The sequence below is a fragment of the Vibrio sp. S234-5 genome (genome assembly GCF_000960595.1).
GTDB lineage: Bacteria > Pseudomonadota > Gammaproteobacteria > Enterobacterales > Vibrionaceae > Vibrio.
On record NZ_JZAM01000126.1, the window covers coordinates 29558 to 45037 of the forward strand.

The 15480-nt window shown below is 43.9% G+C and carries 19 protein-coding genes and 1 pseudogene; 3 read left to right on the top strand and 17 right to left on the bottom strand.

Annotated features, from left to right (window positions below):
* Positions 1-8: 8 nt before the first annotated feature.
* From UF06_RS04670 to UF06_RS04740, 14 genes are all read right to left on the bottom strand, one after another.
* Complete coding sequence (locus UF06_RS04670) at positions 9-368, bottom strand: hypothetical protein (protein WP_045569405.1); 360 nt, start codon at positions 366-368, stop codon at positions 9-11.
* 555 nt (positions 369-923) lie between these two features.
* Entirely contained in the window at positions 924-1370 is a 447-nt protein-coding gene (locus UF06_RS04675) for a lytic transglycosylase domain-containing protein (RefSeq protein ID WP_045569406.1), read from the bottom strand.
* 85 nt (positions 1371-1455) lie between these two features.
* Positions 1456-2838, bottom strand: a complete 1383-nt coding sequence (locus UF06_RS04680; protein ID WP_052702520.1) for a DUF3560 domain-containing protein — start codon at positions 2836-2838, stop codon at positions 1456-1458.
* A 519-nt stretch (positions 2839-3357) separates the two neighbouring features.
* Positions 3358-3609 (bottom strand): addiction module antidote protein, encoded by a 252-nt coding sequence (locus tag UF06_RS23710; protein ID WP_082069573.1) that lies wholly within the window; start codon positions 3607-3609, stop codon positions 3358-3360.
* Positions 3610-3842: 233 nt separating this feature from the next.
* Positions 3843-4166 carry a hypothetical protein gene (locus tag UF06_RS04685; protein ID WP_045569407.1) on the bottom strand — a complete coding sequence of 108 codons (324 nt, stop codon included), beginning with the start codon at positions 4164-4166 and terminating at the stop codon, positions 3843-3845.
* 66 nt (positions 4167-4232) lie between these two features.
* The gene (locus UF06_RS04690; protein ID WP_045569408.1) at positions 4233-4541 is read right to left on the bottom strand and encodes an ArdC family protein; all 309 of its coding nucleotides are present in this window, start codon (positions 4539-4541) and stop codon (positions 4233-4235) included.
* A gap of 2 nt (positions 4542-4543) precedes the next feature.
* A complete protein-coding gene (locus tag UF06_RS04695; protein ID WP_045569409.1) occupies positions 4544-5047 on the bottom strand; it encodes a hypothetical protein in 504 nt (167 codons plus the stop codon).
* Positions 5048-6015: 968 nt separating this feature from the next.
* Complete coding sequence (locus UF06_RS04705) at positions 6016-6360, bottom strand: hypothetical protein (protein WP_045569411.1); 345 nt, start codon at positions 6358-6360, stop codon at positions 6016-6018.
* A gap of 207 nt (positions 6361-6567) precedes the next feature.
* Complete coding sequence (locus tag UF06_RS25680; protein ID WP_139046267.1) at positions 6568-6765, bottom strand: hypothetical protein; 198 nt, start codon at positions 6763-6765, stop codon at positions 6568-6570.
* An 8-nt stretch (positions 6766-6773) separates the two neighbouring features.
* Positions 6774-7166 carry a hypothetical protein gene (locus UF06_RS04715; RefSeq protein ID WP_139046268.1) on the bottom strand — a complete coding sequence of 131 codons (393 nt, stop codon included), beginning with the start codon at positions 7164-7166 and terminating at the stop codon, positions 6774-6776.
* 329 nt (positions 7167-7495) lie between these two features.
* Positions 7496-7846 carry a hypothetical protein gene (locus tag UF06_RS04725; RefSeq protein WP_045569415.1) on the bottom strand — a complete coding sequence of 117 codons (351 nt, stop codon included), beginning with the start codon at positions 7844-7846 and terminating at the stop codon, positions 7496-7498.
* A gap of 8 nt (positions 7847-7854) precedes the next feature.
* Entirely contained in the window at positions 7855-8223 is a 369-nt protein-coding gene (locus UF06_RS04730; protein WP_006073958.1) for a hypothetical protein, read from the bottom strand.
* A gap of 12 nt (positions 8224-8235) precedes the next feature.
* Positions 8236-8535, bottom strand: a complete 300-nt coding sequence (locus UF06_RS04735; RefSeq protein WP_006073957.1) for a type II toxin-antitoxin system HigB family toxin — start codon at positions 8533-8535, stop codon at positions 8236-8238.
* 100 nt (positions 8536-8635) lie between these two features.
* On the bottom strand, positions 8636-9307 hold the full coding sequence (locus tag UF06_RS04740) for a site-specific integrase (protein ID WP_045569416.1): 672 nt from the start codon (positions 9305-9307) through the stop codon (positions 8636-8638).
* Positions 9308-9493: 186 nt separating this feature from the next.
* On the opposite strand from UF06_RS04740, the gene UF06_RS04745 reads away from it, so the two are divergent.
* The gene (locus UF06_RS04745) at positions 9494-10636 is read left to right on the top strand and encodes a GIY-YIG nuclease family protein (RefSeq protein WP_045569417.1); all 1143 of its coding nucleotides are present in this window, start codon (positions 9494-9496) and stop codon (positions 10634-10636) included.
* 176 nt (positions 10637-10812) lie between these two features.
* Here the strand turns inward: UF06_RS04745 and UF06_RS04750 are convergent, their stop codons facing one another.
* The gene (locus UF06_RS04750; protein WP_045569418.1) at positions 10813-11115 is read right to left on the bottom strand and encodes a hypothetical protein; all 303 of its coding nucleotides are present in this window, start codon (positions 11113-11115) and stop codon (positions 10813-10815) included.
* A gap of 127 nt (positions 11116-11242) precedes the next feature.
* A complete protein-coding gene (locus UF06_RS04755; protein ID WP_045569419.1) occupies positions 11243-12349 on the bottom strand; it encodes a DNA-binding protein in 1107 nt (368 codons plus the stop codon).
* Positions 12350-13000: 651 nt separating this feature from the next.
* Between UF06_RS04755 and UF06_RS23715 the strand changes: the two are divergent.
* Positions 13001-13659: pseudogene (locus UF06_RS23715) on the top strand (DUF6444 domain-containing protein); the annotation flags it as partial.
* Positions 13660-13691: 32 nt separating this feature from the next.
* Here UF06_RS23715 and UF06_RS04770 read toward each other — a convergent pair.
* Positions 13692-15098, bottom strand: a complete 1407-nt coding sequence (locus UF06_RS04770) for an IS66 family transposase (RefSeq protein ID WP_045569422.1) — start codon at positions 15096-15098, stop codon at positions 13692-13694.
* Here UF06_RS04770 and UF06_RS28160 point away from each other — a divergent pair.
* Positions 15034-15480, top strand: a 447-nt coding sequence (locus UF06_RS28160; RefSeq protein ID WP_277914539.1) for a transposase, incomplete at its 3' end; no start/stop codon positions are given. The genes UF06_RS04770 and UF06_RS28160 overlap by 65 nt on opposite strands.

Genomic DNA, 15480 nt, shown 5'->3' on the forward strand with positions numbered 1-15480 from the left:
AGCGACGGCTACCCTTTTTTTTCGCCTGAAAGATAGGCATCCACTTTGTTATCGATATCGGCTTTAATCTGCTGCCTTACGGGCTTTGACTCTTTCTGCTCTCGATATAATTTTTCACCATCAAAGGTTTGCCCGTGAATAACCTCACCAATCGCAGAGCTCTGCCTTACCACTCGGTAAATCTCCTCCATGAGCTCACGGTTCGACGGTCTATCATCGTCACTGTCGTTCAACTTGATACGTAACGCCAGTGTCAAAAGCTGACGCACCGCGTCGGCGTCGGTCAATCGCTCTCGCCTTTGAAACTTACGAAAATCCTGCTCTAGCTGCCCCTTAATCGTTGCCTGTAACACCGTGCTTCTTGTCATTTTTAGATTTTCCTATCTCAAATCTCGTCAATACGATTCAATGCAAAATCAAATACAAATCCATATTATCATAACATTTAAAATAGCCACAGACCAATTCGCAAAAGGTCTAAATTGAAATCAAATACAATAACAGTAACAATCAACTCAAATCGCCCAAATCCCTTACTACACATAGTCTAAATGGAAATTAAATACAGCATCCACATTTTCAAATACGATTTAAACGGCTAATTAGTTGAGATTTTAAAAATTTTTCAATGAGCAATTCACCGAAAATATATAACTTAAGCTATTGTTTTAAATGCACTTAATGATTTCACAGACAACCATTCGCATTGTTTACAATGCGCCGTGGTGTGTGGTCGCTTTCAGAGAAAGCAAAAGGTCAGGATGACTTCATCGCCTTAAACTGTATGGACTAGGAAAAGGTTGACCAGGCCAACGCGAAAAAGCCGCACTATGGCGACTGAATAGAGTTAACTGGAGGGTTCGCAGTTGGAACAAAGAAGACAGGGAGAGGATCAGCAATGCACCATTTTAGTGCACAATGCGTTATTTAACTTTTTGGGAATAATAAGCAGATTTAACTTTTTGAATGTATATTTTTCTGGCGTCCTCTGTGCGCTTGGAAAAACCCGCATTATACGCACCGACACTGTTCCAGTTATATCCATGACTGGCAAAGTTAGCACTGAGTACCCAAGCCCCTAAAGACACATTAAAACAAGGCTCATAGACATTTTGCTCATTCACATTAAAATCTGAAAGCTTGTCGAACCAACTTGAGTTAATTTGCATTAAACCAAAATCGCGACTGAGGACCTTACCAGCAGCATTTTTATTTTCGTTATAAGCAGAAGGATTAAGACTACTTTCAACGGTAGCGATCGCCTCTAATAACTTAGGATCAACATTGTAATATTTTCCTGCCTCATCAAAACAAAAAGCACTGACAGAATGAGAAATGATCAACAATGGCAACAGTGTCACTTTTTTCATAAACCACCATCAAACCAATCCATTTGAGATTGAAGTATATCAGAATAGAAACAACGCCCCATATTATCAATGAGGCGTCATACGTTCAAAGGGTTGTAAACATTTTTAAGATGTATTGAGTAGATGAAACCGCATTAGCCGTTGTTTTTCTAACCCATGCACCACTAAATCGTGACCACTTAAAACCGTTTGACTTCAAAATATTTCGAACTGAATCACTAGGAATTTCATCAAATCGAAATTTTATGCGACCGTCTTCCTCATAAAGAACATAACTAGAACCATCCACTTCACCATTTTGATCAAAAGGTTTTTGACTATGTAGCCTTTCAAGCTCTTCAATTCTTTGTTTTATCATTCTGATATTCGCATTGTTGTTTTTCAATGCGTAATCAGGAAAGCCAGCCGATCCAGTTTTAGGAAACAAGACGCTCTTAGCTTGCGATTCTGAAAATTTGTGCGTTTGAATCATAAATTCAATTTTATCATCCTCCGTTAAGTTATGAGAGCGAATCACTTTATTGATTGATTTCATTGCCTCTTGACTATTTTGCAAACTAATTAGCTTTGCTTTTAGTTTGCTAACGGCTTCGGGATCATCAGAAGCAATACCAGCCGAGCCAACGTTATTAGCTTTATTTTCGTAATGGTCGGCTTTTTCTTGAGCGTGAACGGATTTACCCATATCACGCCAAATACGCTCCGCATCTTTTCTCGCTCGTTTTTCTGAATGATGGCCAACTAAAATTGGTTGACCGAATGGTATCAAACTCGCTCTCTCTTTCGACGCTTGATAAAAAATCACAGATTCAGTATGAGCCTTATTAGATAATTCACTAAATCGTTCTTTTTTAGATTCAACGCGTGCTTGATAATCACCAAGACTTACAACGCGCCTAGATTCATCACTGTTATCTTTATCTGGATCGGGTGACGGATATTTACCATCATGATTTAGGGGTGAGATATACCCTTGCCCAAGCGCCTCACAAACTTGTGCAAATGAAAATCTTGGCTTTGCTGGCTTCTCTTGATCAATGGAAAAGTACATAACAAGATCATCGGAAAAATGATAAATACAATCGCAGAACTCGACCTTTGACAGAAAGCCATCGCGAATAGTTAAGTAAATCACCATTTCGCTATAGTTGTTCTCATACCACTCCCAAAACTTGGCCTTGTCATACTCTTTAGGCTCGTTTGCGTTCCAACAATCATCAAGCCCCATAGATTGCGTTTTTAAGATCAACGAGTCACAGCTATCAAGCAGCTTTTGAATGACTTTCTTCGAATTTTTACGAAGCTTGCCAGCCTTGAATGATGCTAGAAATAGATTCTTTTCACTTTGCTTAATCCCATCAGCCGCACAAGAGATATCATTTTTAGGTGAGCTTTCGCGGTCCAGCGGCGAGACGCTGGTTGCTGAATTCAAGTTAGTGAGAGTTGGGGTTGTGTTTTGTTGCGCCATGAGGAGTTTCCTTTCTGTTTGAGTATCACTTTTCGGAGCCGCTTAGCTGTCCGGCCTCTTAACATCGTTCTGGTTTGACAAGGGGCTAGCAGCCCTTAGCAACTTGTTGCTTTAGGGATGCAGCGTTTACTTCCCTTGCAAACCAGGTTGTGTTGAGAGACGGTTTAACAGCTTGCGAGCCCGTAATGTGATGCGAGTCGAAAGGAAAATTCGCGCATAAAAAACCAAGCCCTTACTCGAACTTAGTTGAAATCAGTTAAACGCAACGAGGAGGGACGACGAGGCGCAGCTACGCAGTAGCGAAGGCGTTAGGGATTGTGTATCTGGAACCTAGAGACGCATCGAGCTTGCTCGATATCGCGGCTCAGGTTAGCGATACGAGCGCAGCGAAAAGCCCGACCGCGCAGCGGTAACGCACTGGCTAGCACAACGAACACCCCGGCCTAAAGACCTAAAGACCTAAAGGACGGGATTGCTCGGCTCATTCGATAAAAAAGGTCGCGGTAGCGGCCTTCCTTTTTAAGCATGGCCGTTCAATTTCAAAGAGATGCCCAATGCAGAAATGATGATGGCCATAAATCCTTTAAGCTTAGGATTTCCCTTTGCACTAAGTGTTCTATATGGCGTTTCGCGGGATAATCCCGTCTGTTCCGCAAGTTCTGTCATCCCCTTAGCGCAAGCAATCACACCGAGAGATTGACTGATGAAAGCTGCATCACCAGAGGCTACAGCTTCATCAAGATACGCCTGTATCGATTCAGGGGTATCAATACAACCAACTTAGGGCGGCAACGCCGCCCGTTTAACCGTGAGCGTTAAGGGCTGCACTCCCATTGAATATCTTCACCTAACCTTTTTTCCTCTTCTAGTTGCAGTTCCGTTAGATAGCCGCTTATCACTCTGTCTCCCTCATCCCAAACACAAGAATACGCTTGTTCATTTTCGCTCCAGAAGTTAACAGTGATCATATGCATTGTCGGAGGGCTTCGCCCTCCGCTCCTTGGTTAGTATTCGCTAGGAAGTAAAATAGTGGTTACGCTGCGGTCAGCTTCGGTAATAATCCAAATACACTGCTCACAGAATTTATAACTAGAAAGAATGCGGTCACCGTAACGTGTCGCATGATCGTTTTGCTGCTTATCTTGAACACAGACATTCCCCCAATCACCGCCTTTGTGGCGAGCTAAGAAAGGTTTCAATAGTTCAACCGGCAGATTGCCGAGCATCTTGATAACGCCTTGACTCACGACGATTTCGCCTAAATCAAAATCCATGGACGCTGGAAAGTAGCGTTCTTCTTTATTTTCGATTACATTGGTGCTGTACATAGCTATTACCTTTATTTGGGTAGTGAGTACCGCCTTAGCTTGTTGCACCAAGCTAAGGCTTCTTTTTTAATGCGCTTTACTAGATTGCTCTAACGCTTCGGTGTGATCTTTGTTGAACACATAAACAGACTTAATAACCTGGCGTTTTTTGTCTTCATCCCCCTCTTGCTTGCCTTCGTTTTCCACTTTCTTTTCGCAAACCATAAATATCTCGCAGCCCTTCGCGCCCTTTTTCACTTTTCGCCCAGCCTCAACCCATTGACGAAAGCCCGCCCACAGATCGGAAGAAAGAGCAAATTTTTGCTTGTGTTCATCTAAAAGTTCTTGGTTTTTTGCGGAATAAACAGACTGAGTGACAGCATTCATATTGCTCATAATTAAGCCTCTTTTTTATCTAGATAATTGAAGTGAAATGACGTTAATAGATACCCGTTTTCAGTGATTCTAAATGCCAGTGCTGGCGCGATACTTTTATAGTGAGCAAACACCACCGCCCCATGAGAAAGCGAACTCCCCACCATCACCACTGTCCAGCAATCAAGGCCACTTTCGCGAAGTGATAGAGATAACTGCTCAACTTCCTTAAAAGTGAAACAACGCTTTTCACCAATCAGTTTTTGAATGCACGGATAAAGCATTGATTGCTTGAGTTCTGCGATAGCAATACGTTTTTGCTTTTTCTTTTGGCTCAAACGCTCCTTGGCAAGGCGTACTTTCTTCACGACAAAGCGCAAAGCGTGCGCTCGTTTGATAGCGCGACGAGCATTCAACAAAACAGCACAAGAGATATCATTTTTTGGTGAGCTTTCGCGGTCCAGCGGCGAGACGCTGGTTGCTGAATTCAAGTTAGTGAGAGTTGGGGTTGTGTTTTGTTGCGCCATGAGGAGTTTCCTTTCTGTTTGAGTATCACTTTTCGGAGCCGCTTAGCTGTCCGGCCTCTTAACATCGTTCTGGTTTGACAAGGGGCTAGCAGCCCTTAGCAACTTGTTGCTTTAGGGATGCAGCGTTTACTTCCCTTGCAAACCAGGTTGTGTTGAGAGACGGTTTAACAGCTTGCGAGCCCGTAATGTGATGCGAGTCGAAAGGAAAATTCGCGCATAAAAAACCAAGCCCTTACTCGGACTTAGTTGAAATCAGTTAAACGCAACGAGGAGGGACGACGAGGCGCAGCTACGCAGTAGCGGAGGCGTTAGGGATTGGGTATCTGGAACCTAGAGACGCATCGAGCTTGCTCGATATCGCGGCTCAGGTTAGCGATACGAGCGCAGCGAAAAGCCCGACCGCAAAGCGGTAACGCACTGGCTAGAATTAGCTGTAGCGGTGGTAAATAGAATGGCTTGTTGCAAACTAGACTCATAACTCAATTGCAGATCACGTAAACAATTTACAAGTGCGTCAAGACCTTGCATCTTTACAGCCACGATTGTAAAGCAGATAGATCGACATTTAGATAGACGCATCCATTTTCCACTGTCCGTTGGTCGATTCAGCGAACAGCTTTCATATCTTCACTTTTCGAATATCTACAAAGACGAATCGACAAGCTCTAGCCACTCTGAAGCCTTATCAAAGCCTTCAGGCGTTAAGTTAATGTGCCAGTCGAAATCTTCTTTCGTTCTAACTATCAAACCCCTCTCTGCTAGCGTCTCGCAAGAGGTTCGGAAATTATTGGGGTGTATGGTTTTGCCCAACTTTCGGTTAACAGCTGCGTTGAGGTGAGTGGACTTCACTCTCTGAATTCCATTAAAAACGCCGTTGATCAATCTGAGTAAGATTTCTTTTTGAACTTTACTGATACGGTTCATTGTGTGTAAATTTCTTAATCATTGCAGCAATGAATAACAAATTATCAGCCCTTAATCATTGCTGCAATGTTTAAGCTTTTTCTCTCGATACAAATCTCTTTAATCTTTTGACGTTTATCTAGCTCATTCTCTATGAAAGACAAAGCCTTATCGATATTGGCAAATTTCTTCAGAGTCTTTCTTGATGTGGCCAAGCTAATTTCTTGGGGCTCTTTGCCTATTTTTACATCAATAAGTAGACAATACCAAATTGCGGGATTTCCCTGACTTGTTAAACGACTCTCGTGTTCAATGGGAACAATGCGAAGGCGCTGCATCTCAAATTGTTGAGCGATTTCTTTGATATCTTTCGTTGTCATCATCACTTTTGGATCTGTTTCATACTGCATCTACTTTCCCTCTATCTACTCGGTAATTTTAAACTGACCGACACTAACCCAACCTATAGAGCCGTCAGGATAACGAATATGCAGCCATTGTTGGCTTGTTATGACTCTGATAACCTCAGCCACACCATTATCAGTTTGGACCCTACACCCTTTCATGTCGGACGTAACGAGCTTTTCCTCTCTAGCCTTGCGCATTTTTCCCTCTGGTTAACCTTTGATTGGCGTATCTTCGAAATCACTGCGACTTTTACAAGTCGGGCAGTATGGGATCGTGTACTCGATGACAGGCGTTCCGCAGCGCTTACATTTAAACGCTACTGGCTCGTTAGCATCTTCTAAACAGTCGTGACACTTGCCGCCAGTAACAGCGAAATTGCCACAATTTGGTGTGCTGCATTGAGTCATAAATTCCCTTAATCTTTGCTTAGATCTGATTTCAATTTAGAAGTATCAAATAGTCCCAATGTTAGTTGCTGGACAAGATCTAATGATAACTCAACCACGCTAAATGAAGATTGATAAAAGAATACACTTTCATTTCCATTGTCCGCCTGACAATAAACATTTCCAGACAAAAACGAATTCTCGTGTCGAACCTTGCCACCCAAAGTAACACATTCTTCTTTATATTTTTGAAGAGCGATAGCTGAATCCATTGATCTACTTGCAAACTCGTTTTTACCAACCATAATCAGGCATACCATAAACCAGACCGACCATATAATTGCAGCATTGGTTAGTAGTTTTGACCACATATTTTCCCCAATAATTATTAAATCTTCATTAATTTCGAATAGTATACCCAATGAGTAAACTCAATTGGTTTTTTGCTTTGGGGAGTCAATTGAATCCATTGCCCATTAAATTTTGCCAACCCTTTTATGTGAAGGTTTCCATTTTCATCCAATTGCATTAACGCAACTGTTTCATTCCTATTCGGTGTAACAGAAATTGAGTTAGCGTGTCTCAATACGTCTTCGGATTTAGGTGATATGAATAGTTTCTTTATTTGTTCAAGCATTCTATATTCCCTTATTTTTTTCGCGTCCCAAAGACAATGAAAACCCAAAGTACGATTAAAGCTAAGATGCTTGAGATTGCTCCGAGTTCTGACATACGAATTTTCCCTTGGTCGTTAGACCGTTCCAATTTTCTTGATTTTAAAGTGTGGATCAGTTGCCAACTTTTTATCTAGTCGAGGTGCTAACCACTCTTTAAACGCTTTTTTCCGTTCAGCTTTTCTAACATCATCCACAGCAAATACTTTGTATTTTGCTTGAGTTTTTGGCTCACCTAGCCACTTCTTGATAGCTGAATCTGTCCACAATCGATCTGTTTTAAGTCGAGTTATCGTAATCCATTTTTTCGACCACTCAACAAAACGATTTCGCTCTTTGATAACTCGAATCTCTTGTTGGCTTTTAATCCAATTGGGATCGACTGCAAACTGCTTATGGCCGACAAAACCACCGCGAGGCTTAGGCATCTTTTCCCTTACTTAACCAGTTGATATTCTTTAACAAGGCTATCCAAGGGGATTTTTAGCCCTTCGTGTAGCTTGCGAATCATCGAGATAGATAAACGTCTTTGACGGCTCAGAATTTCCGTAACACGGCTACGTTGACCAAGGAACGGTACAAGGTCTTTATCTTCTAAACCTTGCTGCTCCATGCGAAACTTAATGGCTTCGATTGGATCAGGTGGAGCGATTGGATAATGAGCTTCTTCAAACGCCTCGACTAACGTTGCCAGTACGTCCAATTCATCACCCTCTGGTGTGTTTGGTTCAGCATCGAAAATCTCAGCTATACGCGCCAATGCAGCGCGGTTATCTTCCTCAGTTTTGATAGGTTTAATATTCATATTGACCTCTATCTAAACGGTTGTTGCATCTACCTTGTCATACTCAGCATGAGTACCAACAAAGCGAACATAGACCATCGAAAATTTGTAGTTAATTGCGGTGATCAGTCGATATTTGTTACCCGCAATATTGAACACTACGCGATTGTTACCAACGAAAGACGCATTGCGATATAGATTTTTAATATCTTGTGGCGTTTGCCAGTTTGCCCCCTTCGCTTCGTCATACCATGCACTTAATGGTTGTTCACTGTCAGCATAGTTAGGCTGTTCCCAAAAATTGCGCAGTGTTGATTTTGATAAAACTCGCATTGATTCCCCTTCGTCTACATTTCCCATTATGGGAAACTCACAGTTAATAGTCAATAACTATTTTCCCAAAAAGGGAATCTATTTTAAATCAGAATGATAGCTACAAAGCTAGTTGTGCGGCTTGAGATAGCTGAGTCGTTGTAATGTCTATATATTCCATCGTCATAGATGGTTCAGAATGTCCTAAAGCGCGTTGTATAAGACTGAGTTCCACACCCTTCATGTTCATGCTAGAGGCATATGATCTTCGTCCTGTATGGCTGCTACAGCCTTTCAAGCCACTACGTTGATAGACATTTCGGATAAGCAATTCTAGAGAATCACAGGCCAAATAACTTACGGCCTCGCCATTCTTATTAATTCGCGTTTTTCTCTTCATAGAGTAAGACCTCCCCGACTGATTTAACAGCACCTTAGACCTTGGATTTAGCCCTTGGTACTCAGTAGAAAAGGTGGTCGCCCATTGCCTAGATTTACGGTAATCGAACCACTCTTGTAATAGCATTTTGGCTTGTGTGCTTAACCAGATAACGCGAGGCTTACGACGTTTACACAAAGCAGCTCTTAACGCTATTTCGGTTTTGATTTCGCCTGTAGGTGTGAGTACGTCAGAGATGGTGATCTGTGCGAGTTCGGACACTCGAAGGGTAGAAAATGACAAAGCAAGTGCCGCCCGTTTTAACTCTGGGTTAGACATTAACAAACAGCGTTTGAGAACTTTGTTTATTTGAGATGCCGCAAGGGAACGAGCCTTAGCTTTAGATTTGGTCATGTGTATATCCTTGAATTTATCGAAAATACACACATCACGATATTTGACCGTGTTGTTTAGCATAGCACTATATGGAATCGAGGTTTAGGGGAAAACGCGACCGCTAGAAATGCGACCAAAATTTGCACACTTATTTGAACCCATATAAACTACAATCAAACTAGGTTCAAAAAAGTATGGTGATATATGTCTGTATATTTAAGCCTTGGCAAAGATACAGAAGGCAACTTTCATCACATTGACTCGCAGAAGTCAGGCAAGGGTGATTTAGCTTGCCCTTTCTGCCTGTGTCCATTAATCGCGGTGAAAGGCAAAACGAAAGCGGCTCACTTTAGACATGACGGCGAGACTTGTAACGAGTCTATGAATGAGATCCCGCAGATACCCGCATGGCATCACTTTCACCTCAACTATCCATTAGAGATCATCGATGCCTTAAAGGACGGCTATCAAGCGGATAGCAAGTCGCCAAACGTGTTTCAACATTGGAAGTCTGGATTACATCGCTTTACACGTACAGCCAAACAAGAACTGTTTAACCGTGACGACCGGACAGATAACCTCATCTTTACCGATACCGCGAGAACCATCCTTGGCAGCTTACCACTACTAGGGTTTAGCCAGTGGATGCGTAACACATTACAAATGCGCGTTCACACCTTGCGTGAAGCAATCGAACACGGCACAAAGCATCGCGCTTGGCTCGAAATTGAGGCGCACCGCCAGCAAGCCATTCTCAAAGCATCACTGTATCTGTTTGAGTACCAACTAGAGGATAACAGCGTTATTCACAAGGTTGGAAGAACATCGAGAGAGCCAGAGGAACGCTTGAAAGAAACGGTACTCGATCTAGAAAAAGCCACTGGTAAAGCGGTAATAAAAAGCACTGTTTTGCGCAAAGTTGCGAATTGTGGTCACGTTGAAAAGTATGTTTTTCATCGTTACAACAATCATTTAGCTAGTATTGGGTCGCACACAGAATACCTGGTACTTGATGACAAATCATTGAAGCGATTGAAAGCGGAATTTACCAAGCTGACCAACAACCTAGAACCCTTCAACAAAGCGGAGCGATTCATTGTTACAGGCCGTTGGAAATATGAAGAAAAACGCCTCGCAGCCTCCAAACGTGGCATCAAGCTAACCCAACGCGAAAGCGGTAAGTTTGGTCGGCCAAAAGGCTCTACGGTCAGCACTGACGACTTCCTGATAAAGCACTCTGATATTGTCACCAGTCTAGAACGTGGACGCTCTATCAACCAAACCGCAGAGTTTACAGGTAAAGGGCGTTCAACCGTTAAGCGCGTAAAAGCAGCCATGAACAAATGAGGGGAAACGGGTTTTACACAATATGTAGTACCCTACAGCAGCTTAAACAACACTAGATGTTGTGGTGGTAAACTATCGCTTAATAGGTGGTAAGTTTTTGCCAAAAGTTTACCGATGATCTGTGTCCAGCGGGTAGGCGAACCAAAAAAGACCCGTCTATGACGGGTCAACTGGGCTTACTGAGTGCTATTTCGCAGCTCACACGATTCTGTCCCTGACGGGATAATCACTTCTGTTTTCGCGTTTTTGCCAGGAAAGCTCAATGTGAACAGCATGGTTCCTGACTTGAGCAACCGCAGATCGGCTTTGCCTATGTCCCGCGCCCGAACGGTATGGTCAGTTTGCGCTAGGCTTTTACACATTAGGAGACATCCCCCCACGGCGCAATCATAGGTTTTTTGGTATTCAACATTCGTATTCGCCGCCATCGCAGGGGCTCCGATAAATGCACACACTAAGGTAAGTAAAATCTTTTTCATGTTGGTTCTCATGGAGTTATGTGTTTCAGCAACCTTACCGACAATTTCACTGCGACAGCTAGCACAAAGAGTGTGATATGGATTTTAAAATTCAACATTTTGCTTGGTTTGGTGGCCGATCGTCACCTCAGCCTTTCGATGTGGTCCGTTCTTCGTACCTGGCCAATTGCGTTTGGGCTTCATGCAGTTGGGCTTGCAGTTGAGTGAGTAGGGTATCTTGATCCGCTAACTTGTCCTCTTGTCGCTCCCGCAGCGTTTCCAGCCGTGTGTTGGCCTTTTTGAGTTCGCTCACCCGTTCATCCACTTCCCCTTTTGCCGCGGTCAGTGCGTCCAGTTTTGCCGCGAGGGTTGCGTTTCGCTCCGTGAGTTTGAGTACGCTTTCTTTGGCCGAGTTAAGCACCTCTTCACGCTCATTTAAAGTCGCCTTCATCCGCATCAGTTCGGCTTGGCTCTGCGTTAGGGTTTGCTGCAAGGACGTCAGTTCAGATTGGGTTTGGCTGTGTGTCGTATCGAGCTCTCGATAGCGTTCTTGCAGAGCGTCATGCGCCGTTTCTTCTTTGCTGAGTTGCTTAGACAGGGCATCGGCTTGTCCCTGAGCTTTGGCGCGCTCTGTCTGTGCTTCACCGAGTGCCGCTTGGCTCTGCGTGAGCTGCGCCGCCGCCGCAACAAGCCTTTGGTCTCGCTCTGCGATCTGCTCTAACGCCGATCGGGTTTCACTTTGGGCCACTTTGAGGGATGCCGTCAGCGAGGCCAGTTCGTTTTGGAGCTCGGCGCGTTCGTCGTGCAATCCGGCGATTTCTTCTAGCGCGTCTTCCACCTGCTCAAAGGCACGCTCTTGCTCTGCTACCGACTCGGCTTCACGTAATGCGGCGTCCTTCGCACGTTGATTGGCTTCGGTGATCGCCTGATTTAACCGTTGTTCGACCGTGTGATGAGCGTGGTCATTGATGCGCCGTATCATCTGTTCTAGATCCGCTTGCAGGATGGACAACATGTCGTTGACCTCGGGCGGGAGCGCTTGGGGAGCGAGAGGGAGCTCACTCACACTGGGGGGCGTCGGGGCGTTGATCTCTCCCCGCTCTTGCAAGTCAGTATACGCGAGCATCAACGCGCTGGGGCGTCCGCTCCCCACTTTATTACGCAATGAGGTGCCATTGATGTTTTTGCCTTCAACCAAGAGTGCATTTGCAGCCTCAATGACTTGTTGATCTGTAAAAGCTCTTTCTCTTGCCATGTTCCATTCCCCAGTCACTTCTAAAGTTTGTTTGTATGTTTGTATGTTTGTTATTATACAAACAAACCAACAAACACACAAACAAATAGTGTAAAAAACAATCAACCATAGATTTATACTGGTTGCTATATACCTGCATATAGAGCCCGAGTGAGGTTGGCAGAGCGAAGCGAAGGTAGTTGATGGACTACCGATTGATTTAAGATGGAATATAAATATTTTGGGGGAGGTGATCATTTTGGAGATTAGAGGACGAGATCGAGGTGAAATGAATATGCATCACAATCGTTTAACATTTAGCCAAAAACAGTAATTAACTTTCAGAATGATTTTGAGGATTACTGGAGAGGAAACCCCCTACTTTCGCCACTTTGAAGCTGGGTCTAGTCCCTAAGCGGCAAAAGTAAGGGCAAATTTATCTATTTAACATATTGTATCTAATCATCACAAAAAAAATGGCTCGATGTTGCCCTCACTTGAGGAGCCCTCATTCTTAGCGTAAAAGGCCGTAATAGCTCGCGGCTGAATAGTTACCCGAGATTCCGCGTAAACGTTTACCAGCACCGCATTGACAGCAAAAAAAGTGTCATCATTAGCACTGGATCCCATTTTGCCTATTGAGTGATCATTCCTAGCGTTCATGCTGACTGCATGACTAAGAAAAAATCAAAATTCTCATCCTCACCACCTATTGCCTCGGACATTAACGAAGCGAATGCGTTGATATCCGAGTTATGGGAACAGTTGCGCCATTACGAAGATAGGCTAAAAACCAGCAGCGCTAATTCCTCTAAATCACCATCATCCGATGGACCCAAAGAGCGGGCTGAACGAAAAAAGCTCAAAGCTCTAGTGGTCGCAATCCGAGAGGAGCTAAACAGGGTCACGAAGGGCATAAACGACAACTCTCAGAACTAAAAGGATCCGATACGGTTGTTGATTGTTACCCCGAAAGCACATACCCTTGCTGCGGTGACGCTGACCTCAAAATGAGTGACAAACCATTTTATCGCCACCAAGTTCATGAAATCCCAGCGCCACATATCGACATTACCGAATATCGGCTCTATTCAGGTAAATGCGTGCAATGTGGGGAGGCCGTGAAAGCCCAGAAACCTAGCGATATCCCTCAAGGGATAATGAGGCCAAACCTAATGAGCCAAATCGCCATACTGGCTGGTCAATATCATCTCAGTGTTCGAAAAATACGCTCACTACTGCAAGAGCAGTTTTGTACCACTTTCTCAGTGGGTGCCATAAGTGAAGCGCAAAGCCGTATTGCTTCTATGCTGACGCCACTGCATCAAGCGTAACTATTCACCCGCGAGCTATTGACGGCGGTTTACGCTAGGAATGCAGGAACCTGATAATTTACTCTTAGCATATGATGCTCGACGATTTCACGTAACCATCTATAGGCTGAGAGCTGCTGGAGCTTTGCGGTCTCTATGAGTGAGAACATGCGCTCACGAAACAGATCTCCTCGATATGAGCGAGTCACGTAGCAGCACTTTCTCATCAATATATAGTTGCGCAGGATCCGCTCTGCGGCATTGTTTGTTAACGGGCACTCGGTATCATCCATAAAACGCCAGACCATAGCGTCATCAGATATGAGATTTCGGCATCGGCCTCGATAACGTTTGGAACATTGATAACTGCCCAGTTTAAGCCAATGAAGCCAGCTCTTTCTTAACCGCCTGAGCCGACGATAGTATTGGGTTTTGGTGATCTTCTCTTCGATATATCGATGGTGGCACCTGAATACACTGTGAGCGATCAAAGCAAGCTTTTCTCCGATTTTTTGATTTTCAGGGCAAACGCTCTCCTCGATGGCGATGACGTTCCTTAAAATGTGCGCCCAGCACAACTGGCGTTTTGATTCATCAATGTATTTGTAGGCTGAGTATTGGTCAGTCACTAAAAGGTGTGAAACCGCTTCGCCAAGCAATCGCTTAGCGGCATGTTGGTTTCGACCACTGTTGATTTGGAAAAAGGCAACATCATTACTCAGTGCTGCCCACATCCAACGTTTCTCATTATTGCGTTGATGTGAGGTTTCATCGGCCATAATCAGTTGAGAGGCTTTGACTGTTTCATGGAGTTGCGTGTGAGTATCAGCTAAGTATTCAGTTACTCGCCCTTGCGCGGCCGATATCGCACCTGTAGAGAAGTTAAGCTGAAACACATCTTTCAGCATAGATTGTATTTTGCCTATGCTTTGATGGTGTTGTGTCGCTTGGATTGCGATAAAGCTATGTAGATTTGGCCCCATCTGAACATCAGGTACATACTCAGGAAGCTCTGCTTGATGCTTATCACCACACCATGAGCACTCACCTTTGAAGACCTGATGCTCTACAAGAGTGTAAGAGATATCAGGCAAATCAAAGATTTGGTGTCGTTTATAGGGTTTTCTATTTGGAATAACATAGCCACCGCAGTGGCATGTTTTATTTGGTAAGTATTGCTCAACCGAGGCACTATCTTCAATGGGGTGAAGCAGTCGGCGATGGCCTTTATGACCTGGTTGAGCTCCTTGCTTTTTTCCGGATTTCTTCCGATTCGGCGAAGTGTTCTTGGCTTTATTATGCAAAGACTGTTGGGATGAGGGGACAGAAGAGTTACGGCTATTTTGGTTTAGTCGGTCTTCAAGTTCGGCCAGCTTATTCCATAAAAAATGGATGATATCTTTCGCCTCTTCAGGCGAATCGAAATCTGGCGGTGGAGGTAATGTTTTCTTATTCATACCTCCAAATTACCAGCCCAGAAAGATCACTCAAGTCGAATATGGGATCAAGTTAACCTCATCACATAACTTTGCTGTCAAGGCCTCGCGGGTGAAGAGTTACCATCAAGCTATCAAAACCAACATACAATCTACGCCACTGGTCCATGTAGATGAAACGTCGCACTCTAGAAATGATGAGAAGCGTTTGCGTTGGTGCTGGCTAGTGGCAAGCGAGGATTTAGTCTATGAAAAAATCCTTTACTCTCGTTCAACGCATTCAGCAAAAACGGTATTGGACTCAGACTATTGTGGCATTGTGGTCAGTGACCAATATAGCGGTTACAACTGGCTTTCTCCGGACAGACACCAACTCTGTTGGGCGCATGTCATTCGCAATCTA